Below are 25,580 nucleotides of genomic sequence, written 5' to 3' on the forward strand. Positions count from 1 at the left end.
CTACAACCTGAATATAAAAGAAAAGGTTAAGAGTCTGTTTGATATATACTCTGACGAGCTTATCGTAGGTGTGAAGGCAGTCTTTAATGTTGAAACTGTTTATAACTTAGGCGAGGTATCATTCAGCGAGGTTGCAGTAAGAGAAAATATGCAGATATTTGACGCTCTTTTAAAGGCTCCTGACAATAAGCTTATATGTGATACTCCTCTGCTCGAAAAAAGACCTTATAAACTTATTATGGGCATAAGTAATTTCGGTGTTAGGGGCGAGAACTTTGAAGTGCTCTTCTCACAAAACTTCGGTGGACCAGTTTCTTACAGATATGCGGGAAAAGAGCTTCTTAAGGCTGTTCCAAGACCGAACTTTTGGAGAGCCCCTACAGACAACGACTACGGCAACAACATGCCTTTCAGATATGCCAAGTATAAGATTGCTTCACTTTATGCTACTACAAGGATGCCGAAGGCCGACAGTACATATTGGGGGGCTTTCAGACCGGTTATAGAGGAACACGAATCCTATGTCTCCGTAGCATATGATTATGCACTGCCTGAGAGCAGTGATAAACTGAGCCTCACATATCATGTCTACGGTGACGGCAGTATCAGAGTAAATACGGAGTACACTCCTGTCTCGGGCAAGTATGATCTTCCTGAGTTCGGTACTTTATTTAAGTTAAAGCCTGAGTATGAGAATATATCATGGTACGGTGCAGGTCCTATGGAAACTTATTCCGACAGGCTTGTAGGTGCAAAGATTGATTTCTACAGCGGCAAAGTAAGTGAGCAGCTTGCAAAGTACCTTTCACCACAGGAAAGCGGCAACAAGTCTTTGGTACGTTTTGCCAAGCTTACAGACAAGAAAGGCCGCGGACTTTTGGTTGCAGGCGACTGTATCAATGTATCCGCTCTTTGCTACACTCCAAGTGAACTTGAAGAGGCAAGACATGACTTTGAACTGCCTCCTGTTACAAAGACCGTACTTCGTATCAACTTTTCTCAGATGGGTATCGGCGGCGATGACACATGGGGCGCGCCTACACTTGATGAATATTTGCTGAAGGGTGACGGTACATTAAAATTCAGCTATGTTATAAAGGGAATCTGACACATTAAATAATACAATAAAAAGGTCTTAGACATCACATATTATTTGCGACGGTCTTAGACCTTTTTTATGAGAATATGACTTAACTATATATTATTTCCCGTTTGCACTGTATATGCCTGAAGCTCCTACATAGTATCCGTCAGGTGTTGTAGCGTTTGATAGCATCTTTCCGGTATTTAAATCCATATAGTACCAGTTACCGCCTATCTGCTGCCATCCTACAAGCATATATCCGTCGGCATTGAAGTAATACCACTCACCGTTTATCTGTCTCCATGAAGATGTTACATAGCTTCCGTCAGCCAATGTGTACCACCAACCTGTATTATTGTGCTGCCATGTACCGCCCTGTGATGCCTGACTCTGACTCTCATTGTAGTTTCTTGCAGCCTCGGCCTGACTTACCGTTATGGTATTTGATGTTACCCAAGGGCCGTTCTTTTGTGCATCGCTGCTTAGAGCACGAACCTTAAGTACATATGTACCCTGTCTGTTCAAAAGATACTTTAAGTTTGCACTGTTTGTTGTAAAGTTCTGTACACCGCCTATTGTAGATGTATTATCTCTGACAAGCTTTACCTGATAGCCTGAAGCTCCCTGTGATGCAGTCCATGTAGCCTGTCCCGAGTTGTTCAAAGTGACGCTCTCTATAGGTGAAACCTGATTGGTAAGTGCCGGCAACTGAATATCCACGTACAAATCATTTGAAGTATTCTCTCTTCTTGCCTCTATAAGCTCTCCGCCTGTTATCTTAAAATCCTCAGCCTTATATACGCTGAAGTAATATTTGTCATCTGCCGACAAATGCACTGTAATCTTCGGAACATCTGTAATCTCCCAAACTGTACCCATATCCAAAAAATCTACGCTGTCTATACTGTAGTTGCTTCCTGATGTGCTTACAGTAACATCATCTATATTCCTTGCCTTCCCTACAGTGATTGCATCCGACTTTATATTTATCTTTACAGACTTTATTCCTGATGCCGCAAATGCCGTCATAGAAGCCGCCAAACTCATTATTCCCATTATCGCCGCTATTGCAAATTTCTTTTCAAAATTATTCATATATATCCTTTCACTCAAATAAAATACTCTTTTCCTACTATTAAATACTAATTTATGGTTTCAGTCAATTACTATTATATGAATTTTCCTTAAAAGCCTTACTAAAAGGTTACAATCACACAGTCCATAAAATTCTCTATTAAAAAAGACGACAGCATTTCGCCGTCGTCCTCATTGTTATCTTGCAACATCTGCCACTCTTGATTCTCTGATTACGTTTACTTTGATTTGTCCCGGATACTGCATCTCTTCTTCTATTCTCTTTGAGATGTTTCTGGCCAATATAACCATATCGTCATCACTTACCTTCTCAGGTAGTACCATGATTCTTACCTCACGACCTGCCTGTATAGCAAATGATTTCTCCACTCCGTCAAATGAAGTTGTAATTTCCTCAAGCTGACTCAATCTGTTAGTATATGTCTCCAAGGTCTCTCTTCTTGCACCCGGTCTGGCTGCCGATATCGTATCTGCCGCCTGTACCAGACAAGCTATAAGTGACTCCGGATCAACATCTCCATGATGTGATTCGACAGAATTGATTACAACCGGATGTTCTTTGTATTTCTTACAAAGTTCCACACCAATCTGTACATGTGAACCTTCCACTTCATGGTCGATGGCTTTTCCAATATCATGTAGTAAACCGGCTCTCTTTGCCAGTCTAATATCCACTCCAACCTCTGCTGCTAAAAGTCCTGCTAACTGTGCCACCTCTATAGAATGCTTCAAAGCATTCTGTCCGTAGCTGGTTCTGAATTTCATTCTTCCCAGTAGCTTGATAAGTTCAGGATGTATACCGTGCACTCCCACTTCAAGTGCGGCATTCTCACCCTCTTCTCTCATAATGCCGTCAACTTCTTTTTTCGCCCTGTCCACCATCTCTTCAATTCTTGCCGGATGGATACGACCGTCGACAATCAACTTCTCAAGCGCTACCCTTGCTACTTCTCTTCTTACAGGATCAAAACAGGATAAAACTACCGCCTCAGGTGTATCGTCTATTATAAGCTCTACTCCTGTAAGCTGCTCGAGTGTACGTATATTTCTACCCTCGCGTCCTATAATCCTTCCCTTCATGTCGTCATTCGGCAACGCCACTACTGAAACTGTAGTTTCCGCTACATGGTCCGCTGCACATCTTTGAATTGCAGTTACCACATATTCCTTAGCCTTTTTATCGGCTTCATCCTTTGCGGCATTTTCAAGCTCTTTGATAAGCTTCGCCTTGTCATGTTTCACTTCATCTTCAACTGATTGCAATAAGAATTCCTTAGCCTGATCGCTTGTGAGTCCGGATATTCTCTCAAGCTCCGCTATTCCCTTATCATATAGGGACTCTACTTCCTTGCTTCTTGAAAGTATACTTTCCTCTCTTGCAAGAACGCTCTCTTCCTTCTTTTCAAGTAAATCCTGCTTCTTATCCAAGTTCTCTTCTTTGCTAAGTACTCTCTTTTCATAGCGGGCTAACTCCGCCCTTCTCTCCTTCACCTCTCTATCAAGCTCATTTTTTGTCTTTATTGACTCTTCTTTTGCTTCCAAGAGAGCTTCACGTTTTTTTGTTTCGGCTGTTTTTAAGGCTTCCTCTATTATTTCTCTGGATTTAATCTCTGCTGATCCGATTTTATCTTCATATGACTTTTTACGATGAGCAATCGCTAAACTCCAACTTAGAGGCGCCACAACAACTACACTGAGTATTACCGCTATTATTATACTTCCCAGTTGTGACATAAAAGCACCTCCTTATTCAATTTTCATTGTTCAAAACAACATTTTAATTTTAACAAAAAATGAACAAAAAGTAAAGTTGGTAAGGATTGTATACAAAACACTTCAAATACTTTATTTCAATCAAAAAAAGCCGCCGCAATATGCGACAGCTCTTTATTATTAGGCATTCTTATATGTTCCCATTACAACTTTTCTAAGAAGATCTACCGGTATCATTGTGAACGCCAATATGAATACCACAATCCAGCCCTGTATGCCGAAAGGTACACAACTGAACATCTTTCCTATAAATTGGAAAGGTGCAAGAGGTATTAAACCTGAATTTACTATCAATGCCTGTACTATGATGATGGCAAAGAACACTTTCAAAAATCCCGGATTTTCCTTCAATCCGTTGAAAATACCGAAGCCTTCATCTCTTACATTGAAGCCGTTAAACAGTGCACTTGCTATAAACAGTACAAAGTATCCTGTAAGTAATTCATCCATATTTTCGCCGAAAAGATTCATAAAGAACGGTGTCTTAAGGTATATAAAGCTTACGATTGTAAGCCAAAGTCCCATAGTAAGAATCTGAACGGCCATGTTCCTGCTGATGATGTTTTCATCTCTTCTTCTAGGCTTTTCCATCATGTAGCTTTCCTTAGCCGGCTCATTACCGAGCATTATAGCTCCGAGACCGTCCATTACAAGGTTTACAAACAGAAGGTGAGTTACCTTCAGCGGTTCTTCCACTCCAAAGAAAGGAGCGATGGCACTTACTATAACAGCTGTTACATTGATAACAAGCTGGAACTTACAAAACTTAAGTATATTGTGATAGATGGTTCTACCGTAGAGTATGGCATCCTTTATAGATCTGAAGTTGTCGTCAAGTATTACTATCTCACCGGCTTCCTTTGCAGCCTCAGTACCGTTACCCATAGCAAATCCGACATCAGCTCTCTTAAGTGCAGGTGAGTCGTTTACACCGTCTCCTGTCATACCTACAACAAGGTTCATCTCCTGACAAAGCCTTACCATTCTTGACTTATCTGTAGGAAGTGCTCTGGCAATAACTCTGATATGCGGGATAAGCTTCTTTACTTCATCATCGCTCATCTCATTTAACTCGGCCGATGAAAGTGCTCTGTCTGAAGTATTCTTTATAAGACCTGCATCCTTTGCGATAGCTACCGCAGTCTCAAGTCTGTCACCTGTAATCATTACAACTTGGATACCCGCTCCCATAACTTCCGCGATAGCATCCTTTGCCTCGGCTCTGACATCATCTCTGATACCTACAAGGCCGATGATTACCACATCGTCGTTGATAGAATTTTGTGTAAGCGGCTTTTGTGAATATCCGAATGCCAAAACTCTCATAGCTCTTGCTGCAAGCTCATCAATCTTTCTGTCAAGTACAGCCTTATCAATAGTCTTTACTTCACCGTTCTCATCAAGATACTTTTTTGCCTTTGCAAGCAGTCTCTCAGGTGCGCCCTTATAGAAAGTCTTATCAAGTGAATCTATCCTTGCCTGACTGAACTTATTTGTAGAGTTGAAGCCCTGATGTGCTCCCACTACCAAATCCTTATTGTCTGAAAGCGTGTTAAAAGTATCTTTTCCGATAAACTTCATAAGCGCCTGGTCTGTCGCGTTACCTCCGATTACAACACCTCTGTCGTCAAAGAGTGACTGTGTATTCTTACCGATTGCAATATCTACAAGACCTTTTACCTTGCTGTGCTTGCTCAGTTCTTTAATCTCTATTGAGTTACCGTCCGCTGTAAAGAAATCCACAACTTCAAGGCTTCCCTTTGTAATAGTACCCGTCTTATCACTGAAGAGTATGTTCAGTGAACCTGCAGTCTCGATACCTTCAGCCTTTCTTACAAGGACATTATGGTCAAGCATCCTGCTGGTATTTTGCATAAGTACAAGTGAAATCATCAGCGGCAATCCCTCAGGTACCGCACATACTATAATAACTATTGCAAGTGTAACAGCCTTTATAACATCCTGTGCTATATGCTCTATTCCAAGTCCGAAATAGGGAACGAATCCTCCCGCTCTTACTATAAAGTATGCAATATAAAGTATCGCAATAACCGTAGCTCCCACATATCCGAATATTGATATCTGATGTGCAAGTTTTCCAAGCTTCACCTTAAGCGGTGAATCAGGATCTTCCTCATTCATCTCAAGAGCCATCTTACCCATCATCGACTTAAGTCCGACTCTCTTTACAGCTAAAACACCCTCGCCGTCAAATACTACCGCACCCCTGAAAAGTGAATGTGCATCTACGAAGGTATCACCTGTGATATCTTCCTTCAGTTCAAAGGACTCATCCGCAGCGGTCTTTTTACACTCTTCAGCCTCACCGTTAAGTGCCGAGTTATCCACTCTCAAATCACCGTCTATAAGAATACCGTCGGCAGGTATCTTATCTCCGGACTGTAAGAGCACCATGTCTCCCACTACCACGTCATCCACATCAATAATGGTTACAACACCGTTTCTGTAGACCTTACAGGTATCCTTCTTTGTGTTGTCCTTTAACTCACGATACTTGGTATCGCTGGCCACACCCGTCTTTGCAGACACAAAAGCCACTATGATTACTGCAACAATAGTACCAAGAGGCTCATAAATCTCCGCATATCCCATAAAGAACATGATTATCATAAGCACTGCAATGGCAAGCAGTATTCTTATCATAGGGTCATTAAATGTCTCCTTAAATTCCTGCCAAAAAGTGGTAGGTTCGGAATCTGGAATAACATTTGAGCCGTTTTTCTGTCTTGACTGCTCTACTTCTTTCTCAGTCAAACCGGTAAATTTCATATATTTTCCTCTTTCAAAGTTTTAGGAGAAAGCAAAAGCTCTCTCCCTTAATTTATATTACCTACACTATTTTACAATAGTTTAGCAATAATTAAAAGTATAAAAGTATTATAAATACCTGTTTGCAATCTCTCCGAGGCTTGCATCTGTAGTGCCCTGTCCCACAGCCGAGAACTTCCACTCTCCGTTGTGTCTGTACACTTCACCGAAAATCATAGCGGTCATACCTGCATAGTTCTCTGTAAGATTGTACTTAAGTATCTCTTTATTGTTTGAAGCATCTACAAGTCTGATAAATGCGTTTCTTATCATGCCGAACTCCTGACGTCTTTGTACAGCCTGATAAATATTCACAACAATAACTATTCTGTCGTACTCTGCAGGAACGTTTGCAAGATCTATTGTAATCTGCTCGTCATCTCCTTCACCTGCACCTGTCAGGTTGTCTCCCATATGGATAACCGTACCTGATTTGTGGCGAAGATTGCCGTAGTATACAACATCATCCTTATATACAAGTTTGCCGTTCTGCAAAAGGAATGCAGATGCGTCACAGTCGATATTGCTTTCACCGCCTGAACTTCCAAACAGTGATGACAGGAATCCGCCGCCCTTTTTGGCCTCATCCCAACCAAGACCGACTACAATTTTTTTAAGTCCTGCATTTTCCTTTGTAAGACTTACCTTTTGTCCCTTTTGTAAACTGATAGACATAAAACCTCCTAGTCTCTTTAGCCTACGCTACTTCTATTCCGTAGTGATTGCAAAGTGCCGCAAGCCCGCCACCGAAACCGCTACCAATAGCATTGAACTTCCACTCGCCGTTGTGCTTATATAACTCACCTACCACTACTGCAGTCTCAATAGAGAAGTCCTCACCGAGGTCAAATCTGATAATCTCGGTATTTGTCACCTCATCCACGATTCTGATATATGCGTTTGATACCTGACCGAAGTTCTGTCTTCTTGACTCGGCATCATAGATTGTTACGGTGAATGCAATCTTTTCGATATTTGCAGGTACCTTTGAAAGGTCGATTTTTATCTGCTCATCGTCTCCGTCACCTTCACCTGTAAGATTGTCTCCCATATGCTCAACGCTCTCTGACGGATGCTTTAAATTGCCGTAGAAGATAAAGTCCTTTTCACTTGGACATTTACCGTTGGCTCCTACCATAAATGCAGCAGCATCAAGGTCGAAATCCGCACCTGAGTCAAATGCATTTACATCCCATCCAAGACCTACTATAACTTTTTTCAATCCCGGATTTGTCTTTGTTAAATCTACCTTCTGTCCTTTTGATAAATTGATTGGCATAAAATCCTCCTTTATACACCGAATTTTTTATAAAATTCATTTTTAATATTTTCAAGTTTTACCTTGTCTTCAGCTCTCTGTCTTCTGGCGTCATCCTGTATTCTCTTTGTCTCTTCGATACCGTTTACAATAGTTCTCCAAGACTTCTCAAGAGTATCCACTTTTATTGAACTGCCTGAAGCCATCTGTGCCGTAAGCTTTGCCTGCTCAACAGTATTGGTTGCATTCTTTAAAATCATCTCATTTGTCTTCTTATCAAGCTCTGATAACGCTTCAGCCTGCAATCTCTGTCTCTTTAACATGATAGCCTGTGCAAGACTCTGCTTAAATATAGGCAATGTGATAATGAAAGCCGAATTTATCTTTCTTATCAGGTTTATATTGCTGAACTCCATTGTCTTTAACATAGGAATTGTCTGCATAGCCACATTCTCGGCTACTCTAAGGTCCTGTGTTCTTTGCTCAAGCATCATAAGAGCATTGTTAAGAGTGGTAAGCTCAAACTGTATGGACTTATCGCCTGTACGCTCCATCTCTGCGGTTCTGTCCGCGATAGCCGATTCAAGCTCTTTACAACCCTGCTCACCTGCCAAAATATACTTAAGCAGATCATGGTAATAGTTGACATTTGAATCAAACATTGTGTTCAGCTTTTTATTGGTCTCTTTGATTTCACCCTCATAGCCTTTAAGTTCCACGTATATCTTGTCAATCTCTCCGCCCATGGTCTGATACTTTGCCATTATCTTATCAAGCTGCTTTTTGATACCTCCGAAGAGCTTGTCGAAAAGACCCGGATCCTGCTTAATCTCTTCGATATCGAATTTGCTCATGATATTGGAAAGTACACCGAGCATCTTGGATGTCTCTTCAATCTGAGAGATATTCATACTGTTAAGTACCAAATCCGACGACTTGGATATCTCAGTGGCTACCTCTCCTCCAAAGGTTACGATACTGTCAAGATTGTCAAGTTCTATCTTGCTTACAAGTGCATCCACCTCTGCAGAATTTACCAAATCGTTTCTTAGTTTCTCAGACTCTACCGCAATATCAAATGTCTGAGTTGTAGCCGGTAATGTCTCACCCTCTACAGCGGTATCTGTCACTACGCTTGCTTCACTCTGTTTTGCTTTTGAAAAATCAAGTCCCATTTTTTCCTCCTTGCTCTGTGCTTTAAAAACCGCAGACACAGAGGCCTATAGTTTTATTAACCAAAAAGTCTGGCAAAAAATGATTTTTTCTTATTATTGCCGGACTTCAGCCTACTGAAATCAGGTATGGCCACATCATAAAGATAATTACCTATTATATGTTCCTTTACTATCTGATTGTTGAAATATTTACCGGTATTGTCGTATCCTGTAGGTACAAAAAACAATATATCGAAACCTATCAGATTTAAAAAGGCAACAATTATACTATCCTCCAACGAAATTATACTCTCCGTTGTATTTACTATTATAAGCTTTGGCGGGCATTTTGTAAAATCAAAGCTCTGTATAAATCTTAAAATTTCCTTAGGTAAGTCTAAAACAATTGTAATAATCTTATATTCCGCTCCGTTTTGCCCTGTTCCGACTATCACCTTGCTCTTTAAAAGCTCCGACAACTTATCCAAAATGTAATCCTGAGTCTCCGCTCTTAAATAATCATATTTGAAACCGTTCCATTTTTTTATAGCTTCCTTATCAAGCCTGTTATTCTTATAAAATGAGGTCACACCTGCAGCAACGCTTACATTGCCCTTGTAGATATTCTCATTCTTGTATAAGAGTGTGGTATCTGTCAAAAGATCCTTTATCTTACCAAAATATGCATCTATATCCGAATTCGGTACACCCGAGGCCTTTGCACATATCACAGGAATATTTACCACATTGTCCACTGTGGAGAAGTTCGGTCTGAATCTGGCGTCCTGTTTCCAATAAATTGCTATCTCCTCATAGGTGGTGGACAATATTATTACATTTGCCTTTGTAAACTGCATATCTCGATACATTCCCGTATCCGAATACATCATACTGTCCAAATCTCTTTCCGCATTACGTGCGGTCGTACTTATACTGAGTCCTACGCTGTCTGTCGGGAACTCTCTTATTTTCAAGGTCTCTTCAAACTGTATATCATAAAGGTTCTTATCTTCAAGCTTGTCTTTTTGCTTTTCAGGGTTGAATATCACAACATCTATCGGCAGTTTGGATACCATCTTTAAAAACAGGCATTCCGTATCACTCTCCGCACTTCCGAAGTATATAAGTATCGGTGTAGGTGAATGTATATCCATACCGTTCATAAGCTCCACAATATATCTGTTAATCCAACAGAGTATATATATGCCCTTATTCATCATCTTGTTAAGATCCATATTCATAAGCTTACTTGTCTCAATCATAGTATCTACAAATGCATCTCTTGCAACATCTAAAAACACGTTGTTTGTGAACTTGATATTGGTTTTAAGGTCAAGTATAAGTTGATTTTCATTAGCATAATTGCCCCTTTTTATCTTGGCTATCTCATCCACACTCGGATTTGTGATATTGTTGTTTATCACCTGCACTTTTCTGTTTGCCCTCTTCAAATCCTGATACAGAAGGTAGAGCTCATTGGTATAATTGTTTCTGTCGTCACAACCGTTTATCCTTACAAACATATTGTAAAAAAAGGCTGTGTTCTCACCTCTTTTTATATTCTTCAAATCCTCAAAGATATCGCCGCTAAGCCACGCGTTGGTATTCGGCTTTATATTTACATTGCCGCTGTAGAGCATCTTTTTGTTCTTATCATCCTCATACAGCTTAAGAAGCCAATCCAGATTAAATCCCGGCGGAAATCCCTCACTCCCCATCTTTAAATCAATGGAAAACTGCGACTTCGGGTCTATTGACAAATACTGTGAGTCACCTCCGGGTTGCAAGAGTATAATATCCGCACCTGCATTTGATAATATATTTAATGTGGAAAGCTCCGAGAAGTTCACATTACCCCAGAAAATAATCTTAGGTATATCCTCACTTCCAAGCCTTTCCATAATGTTATAAAAGTTATAGTAAAGCCAACACATTATTCTTGTGAAGTTGTTTTTCAATATCTCTATATTCTTGCCTTGACGCCTTAATACCTCCAAAGTATCAAAGATACCGTCAGCCATAGACGCTCTCTCATAGTCTCTGATTCTTGGAAGCCACCTCTTAAGGGCATCCGCTATAAAGCCCGGACCGTGTACATATCTGTCACCTATAATCTCATTAAAATACGAGATATTGTCCGCTGTCGGATTTTCAATATGTGTGTCAATTATTGCTCCGTCCTTTTTAGCCAATTCATAGTATTTTCTGATAAATTCAAGTATTGTTTCATCATATGAGTTTATCCTGTAAAAGTAGACTCCTCTGGGCTTTCTCATACTAAGTCTTTTGAAAAAATCATCAAGTTCTTTTATCTTTTGATGCAACAGCATATATTATCCCCTTTCAAGTATTATCTGATAAAACTTTTTGCAAATCCGTATATAGCATCATACGGCACCGCCAAATTTATATTTTGTCCTTCACTAAATCCTGCCGTGCTTATTCCTATTACCTCTCCAAACATATTTAAGACTGCACCGCCTGATGAACCGGGCGATGTCGGTGCGCTGAACTGTATCATATCCACATTGTCGATATTTCTAAAACCTGATATTATTCCGTCCGAAACCGAATTGAAAAGTCCCAGCGGGCTGCCTATAGCCACCACTTTTTGCCCTCTTACAAGTTTCTCTCTTCCGTCAAAAAGTCTGAGGGGCTCAAGTACTCTTGGTATCCTTATTATGGCAAGGTCAAGATATTGATTATACTTTATCACCTCATCGGTTTTATAAATCCTCTCGTCATCTTCAATTCTTACTTCAAAATAGTAACCGCCTCTGATTACATGGTTGTTTGTCAGTATGAAGCCGTCTTTTCCGATCATGATACCTGAACCTGTGCCAAGCATCTTTTGTCTGTTGTCATATATAGCAATCATTACAATGGAGGTTGAGAGTTTTGCAAGCTCAATATAGCTAAGCTCTCTGTCTGTCTTTATACCCGACCTCGGCATATTTGTGCCTGTAGAGGATACCGCCGTCTTTCTTCTTATTGACGCAAGGCTTATTCTCACTCTGCCATCTTCTCTACCCTGTACTTTTGGGATCTTTTTAATAACTTTATTTTCTATACTCTCAGGTGTTTCATAAGGTTTTATCACTAACTTATCCTCAATAAAATCTCCCATTCTCTTAGTGTAAAAATAATCCTTCAGTATATCGGTATCTTTTGAGTACTGTAAAAGGCAAATATCCATTCCAAGCAGATTCAAGAACACAAAAAAATAGATTTCAGACTCCTTATCTATATTTTTTGCCACCACCTTTATATTCTTATCTCCGTCAGTTTTTACATCTGAAAAGTTTTCACATAACCAATACAAAAGCTTTACCATTATATTTTTTTGTATTGTATCTGTCAGATTCTTCTTATATTTGTGCAGCAGATTCTCAATTTCTTTCATTGCAACTACAAGTTCGCACTCTGAGATATTTGCCTTTAAAATATCTATATGACCGGTGTTTACAAAGTTTTCATAAGCCGTTTTTATGCTCATGCAATCGCTGTTTATCTGAAGTGAATCAATATATTTATAATATATTTTTCCCTCTCTCATCTCCTTTGACAAATATTTTAGAAGGTCATTTATTTCATTCCCACTACCTTCAGACGCCCCGCTGAATTTGACAGCATAAGTGTTTCTTATATCGCTGTTTTTGCTGCCTCTTATCATGCCGAACTCCATATAGCTGTTTATATTTATAGGATTCAACCTGTACTTAAACATATTTACTCCATTGAATTCTTTCTTTGTTTTATAACTTTTCTATGCTATAATTATACCAATAATAAGCCTATATTCAAGATGCCCCGTATAAAAGACCGCAAACGAAATAAGCGGTCATTTTATCCTTGCAATCTTAAGCTCATTTGTAATTTTATATTTTTTGACAGGGGAAGACTATGAAAGATTCCGGTATTTACTATAGCTTGGGTGCATTGCTTTACACTGCCTCCGACAATACAAATATTATTGACGATATAATATTTGAAAAATTTAATATTCCGTTTTCTTTAGCATTTTCATTTGATACGACAAGCAATGATGCTGAAGCCGACAAGGCCGAGAATGTCCTTATAAAGACTTTGGACAAGCTCTTTGTTGCAAAGAAAGAGAGAAATTTCTATATACCCAAGCTCTTTATAAGAGTCCTTTCGACAGCACATATCGCACATCTTTACAAGAAGTTCGGAAGCTTACTTGATCTTATCACCGGATTTATACTGCCTGACTTTTCCGTATCGAATGCGGATGTGTATATCTATGAAATGCAGCGTATCAACTCTGTACTTTCCACCCCTGTATATATTCTACCCGAGCTTGACGGCATAGCGCTTCTTGACTTGAAAAGCAGATATATCGACCTGTATTCTATCAAAGAAAAACTTGCCACATATGAGGACTATGTACTCAATGTACTTGTTGCAACGGGCAGCGTACTCAACTCTTTTTGTGTAAGAAGAAGAGTTGACGAAAATATTTATCAGAGTTCTCCTGTGGCTTCACTGTTAGCCGACATCGTAACGGTATTTGCCACCGACTATATATTATGTGCTCCCGCTTTTGAATATTATGCAGGCATAGGTTGGGAAGAGGGACTTTTAAAAGAAATTGAGTTTGATAAAATGAACGGTTTTATAGGTAAGACTGTAGTACATCCTAAGCAGATTTCCATTGTCAACGATGCTTACAAGGTGTCAAGTATTGACTATGACGATGCACAGAATGTGCTGGATGATAAGAAGATATATCAGGTCTGTGCCAATGTAAACGACACCAGAATGAATGAACCGAAAATACACTACAGCTGGGCAATGCAGATTATATTCCTTGCAAAGTACTTCGGCGTAAAGAAATATTGAAATATTGATTTAAAAGGGGATGTGAAAAAAATCGATTGAGTTTTTTCACATCTCCCTTTTAAAGTATTTTATATGTCTTTCATCTTTTTTATAATACCCATGCATTTATAATTGTTTAATCTTGTATACTCTATTTCACTATCTTTTTCTTTTGCCAGCCTGACTATATGTCGAAGCTCCTTGTCATCTTTATATCTTTCATCTATAAGAACTTTCCACGGCACTCTTCTTAATAAAACTCTTGTAGTCTCTCCTATACCGGGCTTTATAAAGTTTATATCCTCTATACCGAATCTCTTTGCCTGATTTTGTGCCTCAGTGCTTCCTTTTGTCTTCGGCATATTCGTATTATCTTTATGAGTTCTGAAAAGTTTTTGTATCTCGTCTATGAAATGATAACTTAAATCCTGATTTTTATATTCCTTATAATACAGAGCTCCATGGAAATCATTTTCACCTATTATATCACTTCTTAAAAATGTCCTGCTTACCAGACCGCATACCGTAGCATTGAGTGCCGAGCTTGGAATAAATATATCACTGTAGGTTCCCGTAAGTACGGTCTCACCTGCCGGGTCACATACCACCGCAAGTTCAGACGAAACGCCTTCATAGTTTGCGGTTGCCTTCCTTAATTCCTTAAGTATTGCACCCTTTCCTATCCACCCGTCTACAAAAAGTATATCCTTTGCAGGATGGTGCTTTAAAATATACTTCATAGCATTGTCGTCAATACCTCTGTCTCTTATTATGGATACGGAATAATGCGGCAAATCCATATTGTACTTCAGGTTTATATATCTTTTTAAAAGTATTCCTATAGGAGTACCCGCCCTTGCAAGCGATACAAGCACAATATTTTTTCCGCGACTTTTCACTATCTTGTCCGCAAGTGAGCCCAGCGCATCCGCCATAGCCTGCCCGAAGATTTGTAACGAATCAAAGTATATGTCCATATATTCCTTACTCGGAATATATTCTATCGGAAGCATTTCGCTGTAATGCATTCCCGACTGTATAAGTTTTTCTCTCTCCTTGCTTGGCAGAGGTTCCACCATTCCTGTAACATCCTTTAAAAGGAATATTACATCCTCTTTTTTATAACTGCTGTTCATTATCCCACCTGATAAAATATATATTTTTATTGCCGGCAAGTTTTATTGCCTTTAATATATCATTTTCACCGTTCTTATCTTTGCCGTCACTGACTAAAAAGAATATATCACTCTTCTTAAGATCATAGATATATGTCTGTCTGTTTTTGTCATAGATACTCTCCACCTCATATCTTGTATGCAGAGGATAATCCTTTGTCTTTGACACTTCAATAGGACTTCTGGTGGAAGAATGTACATAGACCTTACTTAGCTTATCTGCATTCTCATATATGTACTGTGCCAACTTAAGAGGTACATATATGAACTCTTCGGTTCCAAGCACCGTAACGGTATTTTTATTCTTTATCAAAGTCTTTATATCTATATTTTTTTCCAGGTACTCTTCCAATCTCAGTATTTCATTATCAAGATCTTTTATATTTAACAGTCTTCTTGTTCTTATATCTGTTTTAAAATCGATATATTTTATATTATCTTCTTTTTGTGCATTTTCTATTCTAGATACATCTCCGTCTGTGACTGTATCAAGCACATCGGCTTCAAAGCTTTCTTTATTTATATCTCGTATATAGACAATCTCTACATTTCTCTCTTCGAAAAACTTTTTTCTCTCTTTTGAGAGTGTATTTGTAAGCGGTGCTATTGCATATTTTTTTCCCCCCTTAAATATGCTCTCTATCTCCTCTATACAGTGCCATATTGTATTGCCTGTAGTTATCTCATCTTCTACAAATACAATTCTATCAACCTTTTCATAGATTTCTTTCATATCGACAAGTACAATTCTTTGTTCCGTGGCGTGGCTGTGTGCCTCTGTAAAATATATGTACTCGTTATCATCACATATGTTTTCTCTGGTTGTCTGCATAAAATAGGCTCCGGCACTGCTTGCCAGAGTTGCTCCTATAGCTATTGCAGTTTCAGCAAAACCTATAACAAGTGCATTCTTTAATATGTTTTTTGAAAATTTTGCAAGTGTATCATACTCATTTTCAACATCTTCAACCAATGCAGGTCTGTGTTTACCCTGATCGGCATTGATTATCAAATATCCTCTTTTATTATTGTTGAGGCGTTTTGCAAGGCTTATCTTATTCATTTATCCCACCTGTGTAAATATTCATCAACATAAATATAGGGGTGACTTTCGCCACCCCTATATTAAATTCAAATCTCATCGTCCGAATTATAAATCTGGAATACCTGGTACTCCTTTATAAATTCAAATCCGACCCTTGAAGCAAGCTCCACCGAATGTTGATTTCTCACATCCACATATGGATTTATCTTATTGTCTTCAAGATTAAATGACACATTGGATGCGGCTGTAAGAGCAAGATTCCTTCTCCTGTATTCAGGATTGGTAGCAAATACAAGTTCCATAAAATCATCACTGTATACTCTGCCCATACATCCGCTTACAGTTTCAGTGTCTTTGTATACCATATATCCAAGTGCATCCTTCTTAAAGTCCTCACCGTTTTCAAAGCAGGCTGAGAAGTCTTCGCTCCACATATCGTTTGATAGAGCTTCATATTCCTCAGGCTTAACTTTATCTATAGTAAGTCCTTCTTCCAATGCACCGTTTAACTCTATCAACAGTTCTCTGTTTTTTATACCTTTAAATTGTAACAGATATCTTGAAAAATTTCTGTATCTGCAATCTATATTCTCAACAAGCCAGTCTATCCAGGACTCTGAAGTCGGGATAATATATGATCCTTCTCCCTGTCTTGCTATAGTTCCCCACAAAGATACAGCTCTGTCTTTCTTCGGAGTAACTCCCAATATATACATATAGTGGTATATTTTTATAACACAGTATGAAGCTGCACCTGTAGCAGGTACCCAGACTCTTCCACATTTTCCGTCAAGCGCCTGTCTAACTAAGATATCGTCTGTCGCCAACTCCGCCAGACCTTCCCTTTCCTTCAAACCAAGTTCAACCATAATACCCTTCCTCGTCTAATCTTTTTTTCTTTATAAACATAGTTTAACACAAAGAATGGGTTTATACTACAATAAAAAACTATGCTCTTTGTTTAAATTCTTCCTTATGAATCTTTGACACTCTCACAAATCTATTCAACTCTTCATCTGAAAGTTCAGGACTGTCTTCATCATATAAAATAGGACTTTTCTTTGCGTCCTCTACTTCTTTCATCTGTTCTGTTGTCAATTTTGTTTCTTCATTAAGTACATATGTTTTAATAGCCATCTTTATACCTTTTCCTTTCTCGCTCATTTGCGATCCTGGCTGATATCAAACGAATCTTAGGGTCTCTATATGTATAAACTACCAACAATACATCTCCTGCAAAGCCGATCGTTATATATCTGTCTTCCATTTCACTATGCTCTTCATCATAGTACTCTATTCGTTCCTCATCCATAAATACCATTGTGGCTGTTTCAAAGGAAATTCCATGCTTAACTTTATTGATTTTTGCTTTTTCTTCATCCCACTCAAATAGCATATCCCCCTCCACAATAATGTATTTCTGATTTAATTATAATTTTTTATGTCTTAATTTTCAATATATAAAAAATCCCCCTCATACGAGGGGTGAAATATTAACCTATAACATTTGCCATACGAATGATAGGTCTGTAATTATAATTTGAAATCTTGATTCCTGTTCTTGCAGATGAAGCATGTACTATCTTTCCGTCGCCTATATACATAGCAACATGGCTTACAGATCTGCCTGAACCGTAGAAAATAAGATCTCCGGGCTGTAGCTGGTCCGCACTTGCTACTGTAGTACCTCTTGTAGACTGCTCTGAAGATGTTCTTGGAAGACCTACACCTGCCGCATTTGCCAAGATATACTTTACAAAACCTGAACAATCAGCCCCGATATAAGGGTTTGTACCGCCATATATATATCTTCCGCCTATGAAACTCTTAGCAAAATTTGCAATCTCTTCTCTCTTGTTTGCAGACTTTGTCTCCATTATCTTCTGTGTAGCTGAAGCTGCCGCAGCCTCCACAGATTCAAGTTCCTCTATAGAAGCATCGCCCGTCTTTATTGACATATATCCTTCAACATCGTTGTAAGAAACCCTTGCATAACCGCTACCCATATCTTCAAGTATCTGGAATACATCTCCCTTGCTTGCCTTACCGATTGTTTCATTTGATGTCATACTCTTGTAGATATCAAGTGAGCCCACTTCAACTGTTGCTATATATGTACCGCTCTTAAGTGCAGGACCGCTCATAATGCTCTGTCCGTACTGATAAGTAATCTTTCTTACTCTTGTTGTTGCAAAAGCTGTAGCAGGTGACAGAGTAGTTATGGTCATCGCTGAAAGTATTCCGATTAAAAGTTTTCTTGTGTTATTCATTTTAGGCTCCTTATTCCTTTTATGGTAAACCGACTTAAGTCGGTATTAAAATCTCTAATAATTACAAACCTTTATGTTTGTTAAGTAATTGTTACAAAACATAGTATAAACTTACACCATCCATATGTCAAGCTTTTTATATGTAATTTAAATTATTTTTTCCATATATGTTTTTCATAGAAAAAAAGGTATAAATACCATCAACTGACGATATTTACACCCTTTATTGTTAATTTCTCACAATTTTTATTCTAAAAAGACCAATTCAATATCTACACATATCAATCAAACTCGTAAATAACTATATACTGCACTGAAATAAAATCACAATATTTTTGTCTTTTATCCACTGTAAAAGCATTACGTATACCTATTTACAGCCTGAATTTATGGCCTTGAAATCTTTGAATTGTTAAATTACGTAACAATTTTGTAACAATTTAGTGCCTATTTTTATTATCTATAATTCCTTTTATAATTCCTAACGCTATAAGCACAGCTATTATCGGCAAGAGTACAGGTGCCAAAAATGAAAATACGGCCACTATCACCACCACTACAAGTATAAGCACCGCCAACGCAATAATTAAAGGAAGTATCAGACTCTTGCCGGTCATGTTATAGATTTTGAAAGCACTGTTTTCTTCGTGGCTTTCCCCGTAATCTTTATCAAAGCCTTTAGTGTTAAATTCAAAATTCGAATTTTCTTTGTAGTCGCCGGCATTTCCGTCAATTACTTCATCCTCAAGTCCTACAAATACATCACTGTAACCTTCAGCCACTTTTATTGAATTGGCGATAAGCCTCGGGTCACCAAGTTCATTCATGACATCATCCATGCTTCTTCCCTTTGCAATCTCTCCGTCAATATATGAGGAATAGTAGTCTAAATTATATTCTATAAGAGACTGTGAACCTGTCGAAAATAAGGCTCTTTTCAGTCCTTCAAGGAACTCTTCCTTTGTCATTTATCCTCCTAAATATATCTTTTCAACTCTTCTCTTCTTTGCCTATAGTCAGGTATCTGTTTTGCCACTTCATCCCAAAAAGCTTTGGAATGGTTCATCTGTTTTAAATGTGCAAGCTCATGTACACATACATAATCTATCAATCTTTCAGGCAGGAAAAACAGCTTGAAATTGAAATTCAAATTTTTCTTTGAAGAACAACTTCCCCATATAGTCTTTACATTCTTTATCCTGACCATATTGAAGTGAACATTCATCCGCTTTGCAAAATCATTAAGCCTCTTTTTAAATATCTTGCCTCCGTCAGAATGTAACCAAAATTCTACCATACTTTCATACTTATCTACAGGCAAAATAATATGAAAATTTTCATCATATTTCATGAATAAAGATTCCGCTTCTTAACTTAGGCTCAAACCATGTAGACTTCGGCGGCATCAGCTTGTTTTCATCCGCCACCGCAAAAAGCTCATTCATAGAAGTCGGATGCATCAAAAATGCAACTTTTCCTCTTCCGCACTTAAGCTCACTCTCTAAAAACCCCACACCTCTTATACCGCCTGCAAACTTTATTCTGTTATCCGTTCTCGGATCCTTTATACCAAATATCGGTTCAAGCACAAAATCCTGTAATATGGATACATCCAGACTCTTTATAGTATCGTCTGCTATAATCTCTTTCTTAGCCTTAAGAATATAGAACTTATCTTCAAGCAGCATACCGAACTCATGTCTGTTTGTAATCTCTTTTTGCACAGAGCATTCTTTTATATCAAAGTCTTTTGAAATACTTTCAAGTACCTCATCCTCACTCTTTAAGTTCAAATCTAAGACTATTCTGTTGTACGGAAGGATATGCAGCTGTCTCTCGTCAAATATTACAGATAAAAAGTAGTTGTACTCGGCATTCTTATCATTATATTTTTGTCTTCTCTTTAATGCCACTTTCACGGCGGAAGCCGCTCTGTGATGTCCGTCCGCAATATACAGTGCCGATATATTCTCAAAACATTCAGCTATCTGTTTATTGTACTCTTTTTCAACTTTCCACACTCTATGTCTTACATCATCATCACATACAAAGTCATAAAGCGGTACATTTAGAGTATTTTGTGAGATTATCTTTTGTAAAGCGTCATTTGCTTTGTATGCCAAGAATATAGGTCCTGTCTGTGCATTCAATGTATCCACATGATTTATCCTGTCAATTTCTTTTTCTTCTCTGGTATTCTCATGCTTCTTTATAATATTGTTCAAATAGTCGTCTACACTTGCAAGCCCCACTATACCTATCTGACTTCTTCCGTTCATTGTAAGCTCATACAAATAATAGCTGTCACAGACATCTTCTTCATATATGCCCTTATCTTTGAACTCATTGTACAAATCTCTTGCATGCGTATAAGCCTCTTTTGAGTACATATCAAAGTCATCTTCAAATGCCGTCTCCGGTCTGTCAATATTTAAAAAGGCATACGGTTTGCCTGCTACAGCCGCCTTTGCTTCTTTTCTGTCATATACATCATATGGCAATGATGCCACCTGCTCTACCATACTATCCAAGGGTCTTACACATTTAAAAGATTTTACTATAGCCATCCGTCTCTCCCTAAGTTTTTATTAAATCTCTTCAGAGTATTCTATCAAATGTAGTAACAACAAGCAATATTATATAATGAAGGACTTAAGTAAAGTCATATATTCCTGTGTGCTGATAAAATTTTGACAGTAGACAAAAACACTTGTAAATAGTATAATATCGTAAGTAGTATCGGCAAAATAAAGAGGTGGAACTATGGAGTATACTGAGATAAAATTAAATGTTTCAAATGACAAAATCAAAGAATATAAGCTGTTTGACGGAATAAAGATATATTCAGATATCTTTATATCTGAAGACAAAAAATCGCTTACAAATAAAAGGGTTTATATTACTAAAAAGAAAAATTATGTCTACTATGAAAGAACGGATGTGAATTGGAATTATTGGAATGATAAAAATAAGTATGATTTCAGTTTTGATACGAACAGTATCAAACCTAATATTATATTTGAAGTATCAAAAGACTTGACTTCATTTTCACATTATCTGGGAGAAAGAGTTGTTGAAAAGATTATGTTAAAAGAAGCAACCGGAGAGATTGTAGAGAAATTGGATATATAATATATTATCAGTTTCAGATTTTAATATTTTTTTGTACACAAAGGGGATAAGTTCTTCTTATAAAGAGCTTATCCCCTTTAATGTCTATTGATTACTCTATGATTTCTTCTATTTCACCTATCAGAATAAAATGCGGCTCCCAGCCTCCATGGCCGTCGGTATAGATATCAGGATAAAGTTCATAGTAGTCTTTTATTTCCTGTATCAAGCTGTTTTTGTCAAACTGTTGCTTACAAAGTTTTTTACATAAAAAAGTCTGCTTTGCCTCTTTAAATCCCATAGTCTTACCTATAGGGATTGCCGTAAGTCCGGCATTTTCTATTTTGTTTTCATTTCTTCCTGAATGACTTCCAAGGTATGCAAGTGCTTTTTTATACTCAGGTGCAAAAAAACTTACAGTAAAATATTCACTGTCATCTATAAACTGCGCCGTATATCTTGACGGGTGTATATATAATGTCACCGTTGCCTTACTTTTTCCCGGTGCACCCCAAATATTTCCAAGGCTTCCCCATGAAACTAGGCAGGAATTAAATTTTTCCTTATTACCTACAGTTATTGCCGCCCAGTCACTGTCAAAAATATCAAAAGGAGCGTACTCTTTTTTTCTAAATTCCATATCCGCCTCCATATTACTTTATGACTCTTACTTTTAAAACTCCGTCTATAGAGTTTAATTCATCTACAAGTTTATCACTTGCCTTACTCTCTATATCTATAAGAGTGTATGCCTTTGTACCCTTTGACTTGTTTGTAAGGTCTGAAATATTGTAGCCGTTCTTTGCAAATGCAGATGTGATCTGACCGATCATATTCGGAATATTCTTATGAAGGATTGCAACTCTTCCTTCAGCCTGACATACTCCCATATCACAGCTTGGGAAATTCACAGAGTTTTTGATATTACCGTTTTCAAGGTAATCCACAAGCTCATTTGCAGCCATTACTGCACAATTGTCCTCACTCTCTTTAGTAGATGCACCGAGATGAGGTATAACTATCGCCTTTTCCATCTTTGCAGACTTTGTATTAGGGAAGTCGGTAACATACCTTGCCACCTTGCCGCTTTCAAGTGCCTTTTCCATCTCATCATCATCTACCAGCAAATCTCTTGCAAAGTTGAGGATAACAACCCCGTCCTTCATCTCGGCTATGGAATCCTTGCCTATCATACCTTTGTTATCATTTGTAAGCGGTACATGAAGTGTGATGTAGTCGCAATCTTTGAAGATCTCGTTGATATCTGTGATATGCTTTATCTTTCTTGAAAGCCTCCATGCCGAGTTTACTGAAATATAAGGGTCATAGCCGAATACTTCAAGTCCAAGTGATGCCGCCGCATTGGCAACCTCGGCACCTATTGCACCAAGACCTATTACACCAAGTTTCTTGCCCTTAATCTCGCCGCCTGCAAAGTTTTTCTTACCCTTTTCCACATCTTTTGAAATAGTATCGGAATCTTTTATACTTCTTGTCCACTCAATTCCGCCTACTACATCTCTGGCCGCCAAAAGCATTCCGCATATTACAAGCTCCTTTACACCGTTTGCATTTGCTCCCGGAGTATTAAATACCACTATTCCGGCATCCGCACATCTATCAAGCGGAATATTGTTTACACCGGCACCGGCTCTGGCAATTGCAAGGAGATTTTTTGAAAATTCCATATCTCCCATTGCTGCAGACCTTACCATGATTGCGTCCGCCTCATTTATATTGTCTGTAAGATCATAGTTTTCGTCAAATATATCTGTTCCCACACTTGCGATAGCGTTTAGGCAATGTATCTTTTTCATTATATCTCCTTATGCATTTTCCTGTTCAAACTTCTTCATAAACTCAACAAGCTTTTCTACGCCTTCCTTAGGCATAGCGTTATAGATACTGGCTCTCATACCGCCTACACTTCTGTGTCCCTTTAAGTTTACAAATCCGTTTGCCTCAGCCTCTTTTACAAACTTGGCGTCAAGCCCCTTATCTTCTGTAACAAAAGGTACGTTCATAAGTGAACGGTCTTCCTTTCTTACAGTGCCTTTAAACATCTTAGATGAATCTAGAAAATCATATAAAATCTTTGCCTTTTCTTCATTTCTTTTCTTCATTGCATCAAGTCCGCCAAGTGATTTTATCCACTTAAATACCTTACCGCAGATATAAATATTGTATGTAGGCGGTGTATTATAAAGTGACTTGTTGTCAGCATGGATTTTATATCTGAGCATTGAAGGTGTGCCCTCAAGTACATCATCAGTCACCAAATCATCTCTTATGATTGCGATTACCACTCCTGCAGGTCCGATATTCTTTTGAACACCGCCCCAGATAAGAGCGTACTTGTTCACATCCATAGGCTCGGACAAAAAGCAGGATGACACATCTGCCACCAAGTCCTTGCCCTTAGTATTCGGCAATGTCTTAAACTTTGTACCATAGATTGTATTGTTCTCACAGATATATACATAGTCCGCATCTTCTCTTATAGGTAAATCAGAGCAGTCCGGAATATATGAAAATGTCTTATCCTCACTTGATGCCACAGCCACTACGTCGCCATACATCTTTGCTTCCTGAAAAGCCTTCTTTGCCCACTGACCTGTGATGATATAGTCAGCTTTCTTGTTCTTCATAAGATTCATCGGAACCATTGCAAACTGTGTATGTCCGCCACCCTGTAAAAACAGCACTTTATAATTATCAGGGATGTTTAACAAATCTCTGATATCTCTTTCGGCTTCTTCTATTATCTCTTCATATACCTTGGAGCGGTGACTCATCTCCATAACGGACATTCCGCTGCCTTTATAATCAAGCATTTCTGTAGCCGCCTCTTTTAAAACTTCCTCCGGAAGTACTGCCGGACCCGCACTGAAATTATAAACTCTTCCCATGATAATCTCCTTATAACTTATATTAAAACCTACGAAGGTAGATTCTTTGCATTATTTTACCGGATGTAATTTCAAATCTTTTTCATCAAATGCATCTGATATGGCAGCTCCCGGTGATACCATAGGAAATACCTTCTCATCAGAATCAATCTCACAGTCGATAACAAAAGTGGTATTTGACTTAAGCGCCTCATCAAATGCTGCATCAAACTCTTCTTTTGTAGTAACTTTCTTTGCTCTTGCCCCCATAGCCTCAGCCAATTTTACAAAATCGACCTTATCTATTAATACAGTCTGTGAATATCTCTTACCGTAGAAGAGATTCTGCCACTGCCTTACCATTCCAAGCACGTGGTTGTTGATAACAACCTGTATAATCGGTATATCATATCTTGTAGCGGTAGCTATCTCATTCATATTCATCCTGAAGCAACCGTCACCCGCTATATTGACTACAGTCTTATCAGGCTCTGCCACCTTGGCACCTATAGATGCTCCAAGTCCGTAGCCCATTGTTCCGAGTCCGCCTGATGTTATAAGTGTTCTAGGATGTGTAAACTTATAAAACTGTGCTGCCCACATCTGATGCTGACCTACCTCTGTACAGATAATGGTGTCATCTTTTGTCTTTTTATCTATAGTCTCTATGATGTACTCGCCTGTAAGTCCCTGCTTGTTTGTTCTGATCGGATACATATCCTTTAATCTTTCGATATGTGCAATCCACTCATCATGATGCAGCGGATCAAGTCTTGAATTAAGCTTTCTTAAGATAAGTCTTGCATCACCTACCAAGCTGTAATGTGCCTTGATATTCTTGCTGATTTCAGCCGCGTCCACATCTATATGTAAAATCTTTGCATTTTTTGCAAACTTCTTTGCATTACCGATTACTCTGTCCGAGAATCTTGCACCTATTACAATAAGCAGATCGCACTCTGTTATTCCGAGGTTACTTGTCTTGCTGCCGTGCATTCCGACCATTCCCGTATATTTCGGGTCAGAGCCGTCAAAAGCCCCCTTACCCATAAGTGT

Annotated in this window: 24 protein-coding genes; 3 read left to right on the plus strand and 21 right to left on the minus strand. The window is 38.4% G+C overall.

All coding sequences use genetic code 11. The features are described 5' to 3' along the window. The coding region (locus ACO6FI_RS07940) for a beta-galactosidase small subunit (protein WP_485456868.1) at window positions 1-1,108 on the plus strand (1,108 nt) is incomplete at its 5' end. Between the two features lie 93 nt (window positions 1,109-1,201). On the opposite strand, the gene ACO6FI_RS07945 is transcribed toward ACO6FI_RS07940, so the two are convergent. The 8 genes from ACO6FI_RS07945 to ACO6FI_RS07980 form a co-directional block, all read right to left on the minus strand. Further along, on the minus strand, window positions 1,202-2,179 hold the full coding sequence (locus ACO6FI_RS07945) for a cell wall-binding protein (RefSeq protein WP_485456869.1): 978 nt from the start codon (window positions 2,177-2,179) through the stop codon (window positions 1,202-1,204). A gap of 177 nt (window positions 2,180-2,356) precedes the next feature. Further along, window positions 2,357-3,913: a ribonuclease Y gene (gene rny, locus ACO6FI_RS07950; protein ID WP_288914809.1), complete on the minus strand. Its 1,557-nt coding sequence runs from the start codon at window positions 3,911-3,913 to the stop codon at window positions 2,357-2,359. Between the two features lie 159 nt (window positions 3,914-4,072). Then, the gene (locus ACO6FI_RS07955) at window positions 4,073-6,742 is read right to left on the minus strand and encodes a calcium-translocating P-type ATPase, PMCA-type (protein WP_485456870.1); all 2,670 of its coding nucleotides are present in this window, start codon (window positions 6,740-6,742) and stop codon (window positions 4,073-4,075) included. Between the two features lie 108 nt (window positions 6,743-6,850). Beyond that, window positions 6,851-7,456 (minus strand): TerD family protein, encoded by a 606-nt coding sequence (locus ACO6FI_RS07960; protein WP_485456871.1) that lies wholly within the window; start codon window positions 7,454-7,456, stop codon window positions 6,851-6,853. 22 nt (window positions 7,457-7,478) lie between these two features. Next, window positions 7,479-8,060, minus strand: coding sequence for a TerD family protein (locus ACO6FI_RS07965; protein ID WP_485456872.1), 582 nt, complete (start codon window positions 8,058-8,060; stop codon window positions 7,479-7,481). 11 nt (window positions 8,061-8,071) lie between these two features. Then, on the minus strand, window positions 8,072-9,214 hold the full coding sequence (locus tag ACO6FI_RS07970) for a toxic anion resistance protein (protein ID WP_485456873.1): 1,143 nt from the start codon (window positions 9,212-9,214) through the stop codon (window positions 8,072-8,074). Window positions 9,215-9,270: 56 nt separating this feature from the next. Continuing rightward, window positions 9,271-11,523, minus strand: a complete 2,253-nt coding sequence (locus ACO6FI_RS07975) for a YceG family protein (protein ID WP_485456874.1) — start codon at window positions 11,521-11,523, stop codon at window positions 9,271-9,273. Window positions 11,524-11,543: 20 nt separating this feature from the next. Then, window positions 11,544-12,920, minus strand: coding sequence for a S1C family serine protease (locus ACO6FI_RS07980; RefSeq protein WP_485456875.1), 1,377 nt, complete (start codon window positions 12,918-12,920; stop codon window positions 11,544-11,546). Between the two features lie 176 nt (window positions 12,921-13,096). Between ACO6FI_RS07980 and ACO6FI_RS07985 the strand changes: the two genes are divergently transcribed. Beyond that, the gene (locus ACO6FI_RS07985) at window positions 13,097-14,056 is read left to right on the plus strand and encodes an HpcH/HpaI aldolase/citrate lyase family protein (protein ID WP_485456876.1); all 960 of its coding nucleotides are present in this window, start codon (window positions 13,097-13,099) and stop codon (window positions 14,054-14,056) included. Window positions 14,057-14,124: 68 nt separating this feature from the next. On the opposite strand, the gene ACO6FI_RS07990 is transcribed toward ACO6FI_RS07985, so the two are convergent. The 9 genes from ACO6FI_RS07990 to ACO6FI_RS08030 form a co-directional block, all read right to left on the minus strand. After that, complete coding sequence (locus ACO6FI_RS07990; RefSeq protein ID WP_485456877.1) at window positions 14,125-15,171, minus strand: cysteine protease StiP family protein; 1,047 nt, start codon at window positions 15,169-15,171, stop codon at window positions 14,125-14,127. After that, window positions 15,155-16,273, minus strand: a complete 1,119-nt coding sequence (locus ACO6FI_RS07995) for a phosphoribosyltransferase domain-containing protein (protein WP_485456878.1) — start codon at window positions 16,271-16,273, stop codon at window positions 15,155-15,157. The genes ACO6FI_RS07990 and ACO6FI_RS07995 overlap by 17 nt, the downstream gene beginning before the upstream one ends. Before the next feature lie 68 nt (window positions 16,274-16,341). After that, window positions 16,342-17,124 (minus strand): GNAT family N-acetyltransferase, encoded by a 783-nt coding sequence (locus tag ACO6FI_RS08000; RefSeq protein WP_485456879.1) that lies wholly within the window; start codon window positions 17,122-17,124, stop codon window positions 16,342-16,344. Window positions 17,125-17,203: 79 nt separating this feature from the next. Beyond that, on the minus strand, window positions 17,204-17,392 hold the full coding sequence (locus ACO6FI_RS08005) for a hypothetical protein (protein WP_485456880.1): 189 nt from the start codon (window positions 17,390-17,392) through the stop codon (window positions 17,204-17,206). Then, window positions 17,382-17,651, minus strand: a complete 270-nt coding sequence (locus ACO6FI_RS08010) for a BrnT family toxin (RefSeq protein ID WP_485456881.1) — start codon at window positions 17,649-17,651, stop codon at window positions 17,382-17,384. The genes ACO6FI_RS08005 and ACO6FI_RS08010 overlap by 11 nt, the downstream gene beginning before the upstream one ends. Before the next feature lie 97 nt (window positions 17,652-17,748). After that, complete coding sequence (locus ACO6FI_RS08015; protein ID WP_485456882.1) at window positions 17,749-18,525, minus strand: C40 family peptidase; 777 nt, start codon at window positions 18,523-18,525, stop codon at window positions 17,749-17,751. A gap of 440 nt (window positions 18,526-18,965) precedes the next feature. Further along, complete coding sequence (locus ACO6FI_RS08020) at window positions 18,966-19,493, minus strand: HAAS signaling domain-containing protein (protein WP_485456883.1); 528 nt, start codon at window positions 19,491-19,493, stop codon at window positions 18,966-18,968. Between the two features lie 8 nt (window positions 19,494-19,501). Then, window positions 19,502-19,876, minus strand: coding sequence for a M48 metallopeptidase family protein (locus ACO6FI_RS08025; protein WP_485456884.1), 375 nt, complete (start codon window positions 19,874-19,876; stop codon window positions 19,502-19,504). Continuing rightward, the gene (locus ACO6FI_RS08030; protein ID WP_485456885.1) at window positions 19,866-21,092 is read right to left on the minus strand and encodes a DUF1015 domain-containing protein; all 1,227 of its coding nucleotides are present in this window, start codon (window positions 21,090-21,092) and stop codon (window positions 19,866-19,868) included. The genes ACO6FI_RS08025 and ACO6FI_RS08030 overlap by 11 nt, the downstream gene beginning before the upstream one ends. A gap of 196 nt (window positions 21,093-21,288) precedes the next feature. On the opposite strand from ACO6FI_RS08030, the gene ACO6FI_RS08035 reads away from it, so the two are divergent. Next, window positions 21,289-21,657, plus strand: coding sequence for an EXLDI protein (locus ACO6FI_RS08035; RefSeq protein WP_485456886.1), 369 nt, complete (start codon window positions 21,289-21,291; stop codon window positions 21,655-21,657). A 91-nt stretch (window positions 21,658-21,748) separates the two neighbouring features. Here ACO6FI_RS08035 and ACO6FI_RS08040 read toward each other — a convergent pair whose 3' ends face one another. From ACO6FI_RS08040 to ACO6FI_RS08055, 4 genes are all read right to left on the minus strand, one after another. Next, complete coding sequence (locus tag ACO6FI_RS08040) at window positions 21,749-22,276, minus strand: flavin reductase (RefSeq protein ID WP_040461059.1); 528 nt, start codon at window positions 22,274-22,276, stop codon at window positions 21,749-21,751. A 13-nt stretch (window positions 22,277-22,289) separates the two neighbouring features. Continuing rightward, window positions 22,290-23,453: a phosphoglycerate dehydrogenase gene (locus ACO6FI_RS08045; protein WP_485456887.1), complete on the minus strand. Its 1,164-nt coding sequence runs from the start codon at window positions 23,451-23,453 to the stop codon at window positions 22,290-22,292. Between the two features lie 9 nt (window positions 23,454-23,462). Then, window positions 23,463-24,545, minus strand: coding sequence for a 3-phosphoserine/phosphohydroxythreonine transaminase (gene serC, locus ACO6FI_RS08050; protein WP_485456888.1), 1,083 nt, complete (start codon window positions 24,543-24,545; stop codon window positions 23,463-23,465). A 51-nt stretch (window positions 24,546-24,596) separates the two neighbouring features. Further along, window positions 24,597-25,580: thiamine pyrophosphate-binding protein (locus ACO6FI_RS08055; protein ID WP_485456889.1), on the minus strand; the 984-nt coding region annotated here is incomplete at its 5' end.

Source organism: Lachnoanaerobaculum sp. (assembly GCF_057250505.1).

Coding starts and splice junctions, on each gene's coding strand:
- ACO6FI_RS07955 (WP_485456870.1), bottom strand. CDS start 6,742: ATGAAATTTACCGGTTTGACTGAGAAAGAAGTAGAGCAGTCAAGACAG.
- ACO6FI_RS08035 (WP_485456886.1), top strand. CDS start 21,289: ATGGAGTATACTGAGATAAAATTAAATGTTTCAAATGACAAAATCAAA.
- ACO6FI_RS07980 (WP_485456875.1), bottom strand. CDS start 12,920: ATGTTTAAGTACAGGTTGAATCCTATAAATATAAACAGCTATATGGAG.
- ACO6FI_RS07945 (WP_485456869.1), bottom strand. CDS start 2,179: ATGAATAATTTTGAAAAGAAATTTGCAATAGCGGCGATAATGGGAATA.
- ACO6FI_RS07970 (WP_485456873.1), bottom strand. CDS start 9,214: ATGGGACTTGATTTTTCAAAAGCAAAACAGAGTGAAGCAAGCGTAGTG.
- ACO6FI_RS07995 (WP_485456878.1), bottom strand. CDS start 16,273: ATGAATAAGATAAGCCTTGCAAAACGCCTCAACAATAATAAAAGAGGA.
- ACO6FI_RS08010 (WP_485456881.1), bottom strand. CDS start 17,651: ATGCTATTTGAGTGGGATGAAGAAAAAGCAAAAATCAATAAAGTTAAG.
- ACO6FI_RS08030 (WP_485456885.1), bottom strand. CDS start 21,092: ATGGCTATAGTAAAATCTTTTAAATGTGTAAGACCCTTGGATAGTATG.
- serC (WP_485456888.1), bottom strand. CDS start 24,545: ATGGGAAGAGTTTATAATTTCAGTGCGGGTCCGGCAGTACTTCCGGAG.
- ACO6FI_RS07965 (WP_485456872.1), bottom strand. CDS start 8,060: ATGCCAATCAATTTATCAAAAGGACAGAAGGTAGATTTAACAAAGACA.
- ACO6FI_RS08025 (WP_485456884.1), bottom strand. CDS start 19,876: ATGAAATATGATGAAAATTTTCATATTATTTTGCCTGTAGATAAGTAT.
- rny (WP_288914809.1), bottom strand. CDS start 3,913: ATGTCACAACTGGGAAGTATAATAATAGCGGTAATACTCAGTGTAGTT.
- ACO6FI_RS07990 (WP_485456877.1), bottom strand. CDS start 15,171: ATGAACAGCAGTTATAAAAAAGAGGATGTAATATTCCTTTTAAAGGAT.
- ACO6FI_RS08015 (WP_485456882.1), bottom strand. CDS start 18,525: ATGAATAACACAAGAAAACTTTTAATCGGAATACTTTCAGCGATGACC.
- ACO6FI_RS08045 (WP_485456887.1), bottom strand. CDS start 23,453: ATGAAAAAGATACATTGCCTAAACGCTATCGCAAGTGTGGGAACAGAT.
- ACO6FI_RS08020 (WP_485456883.1), bottom strand. CDS start 19,493: ATGACAAAGGAAGAGTTCCTTGAAGGACTGAAAAGAGCCTTATTTTCG.
- ACO6FI_RS07985 (WP_485456876.1), top strand. CDS start 13,097: ATGAAAGATTCCGGTATTTACTATAGCTTGGGTGCATTGCTTTACACT.
- ACO6FI_RS07960 (WP_485456871.1), bottom strand. CDS start 7,456: ATGTCTATCAGTTTACAAAAGGGACAAAAGGTAAGTCTTACAAAGGAA.
- ACO6FI_RS08040 (WP_040461059.1), bottom strand. CDS start 22,276: ATGGAATTTAGAAAAAAAGAGTACGCTCCTTTTGATATTTTTGACAGT.
- ACO6FI_RS08005 (WP_485456880.1), bottom strand. CDS start 17,392: ATGGCTATTAAAACATATGTACTTAATGAAGAAACAAAATTGACAACA.
- ACO6FI_RS07975 (WP_485456874.1), bottom strand. CDS start 11,523: ATGCTGTTGCATCAAAAGATAAAAGAACTTGATGATTTTTTCAAAAGA.
- ACO6FI_RS08000 (WP_485456879.1), bottom strand. CDS start 17,124: ATGGTTGAACTTGGTTTGAAGGAAAGGGAAGGTCTGGCGGAGTTGGCG.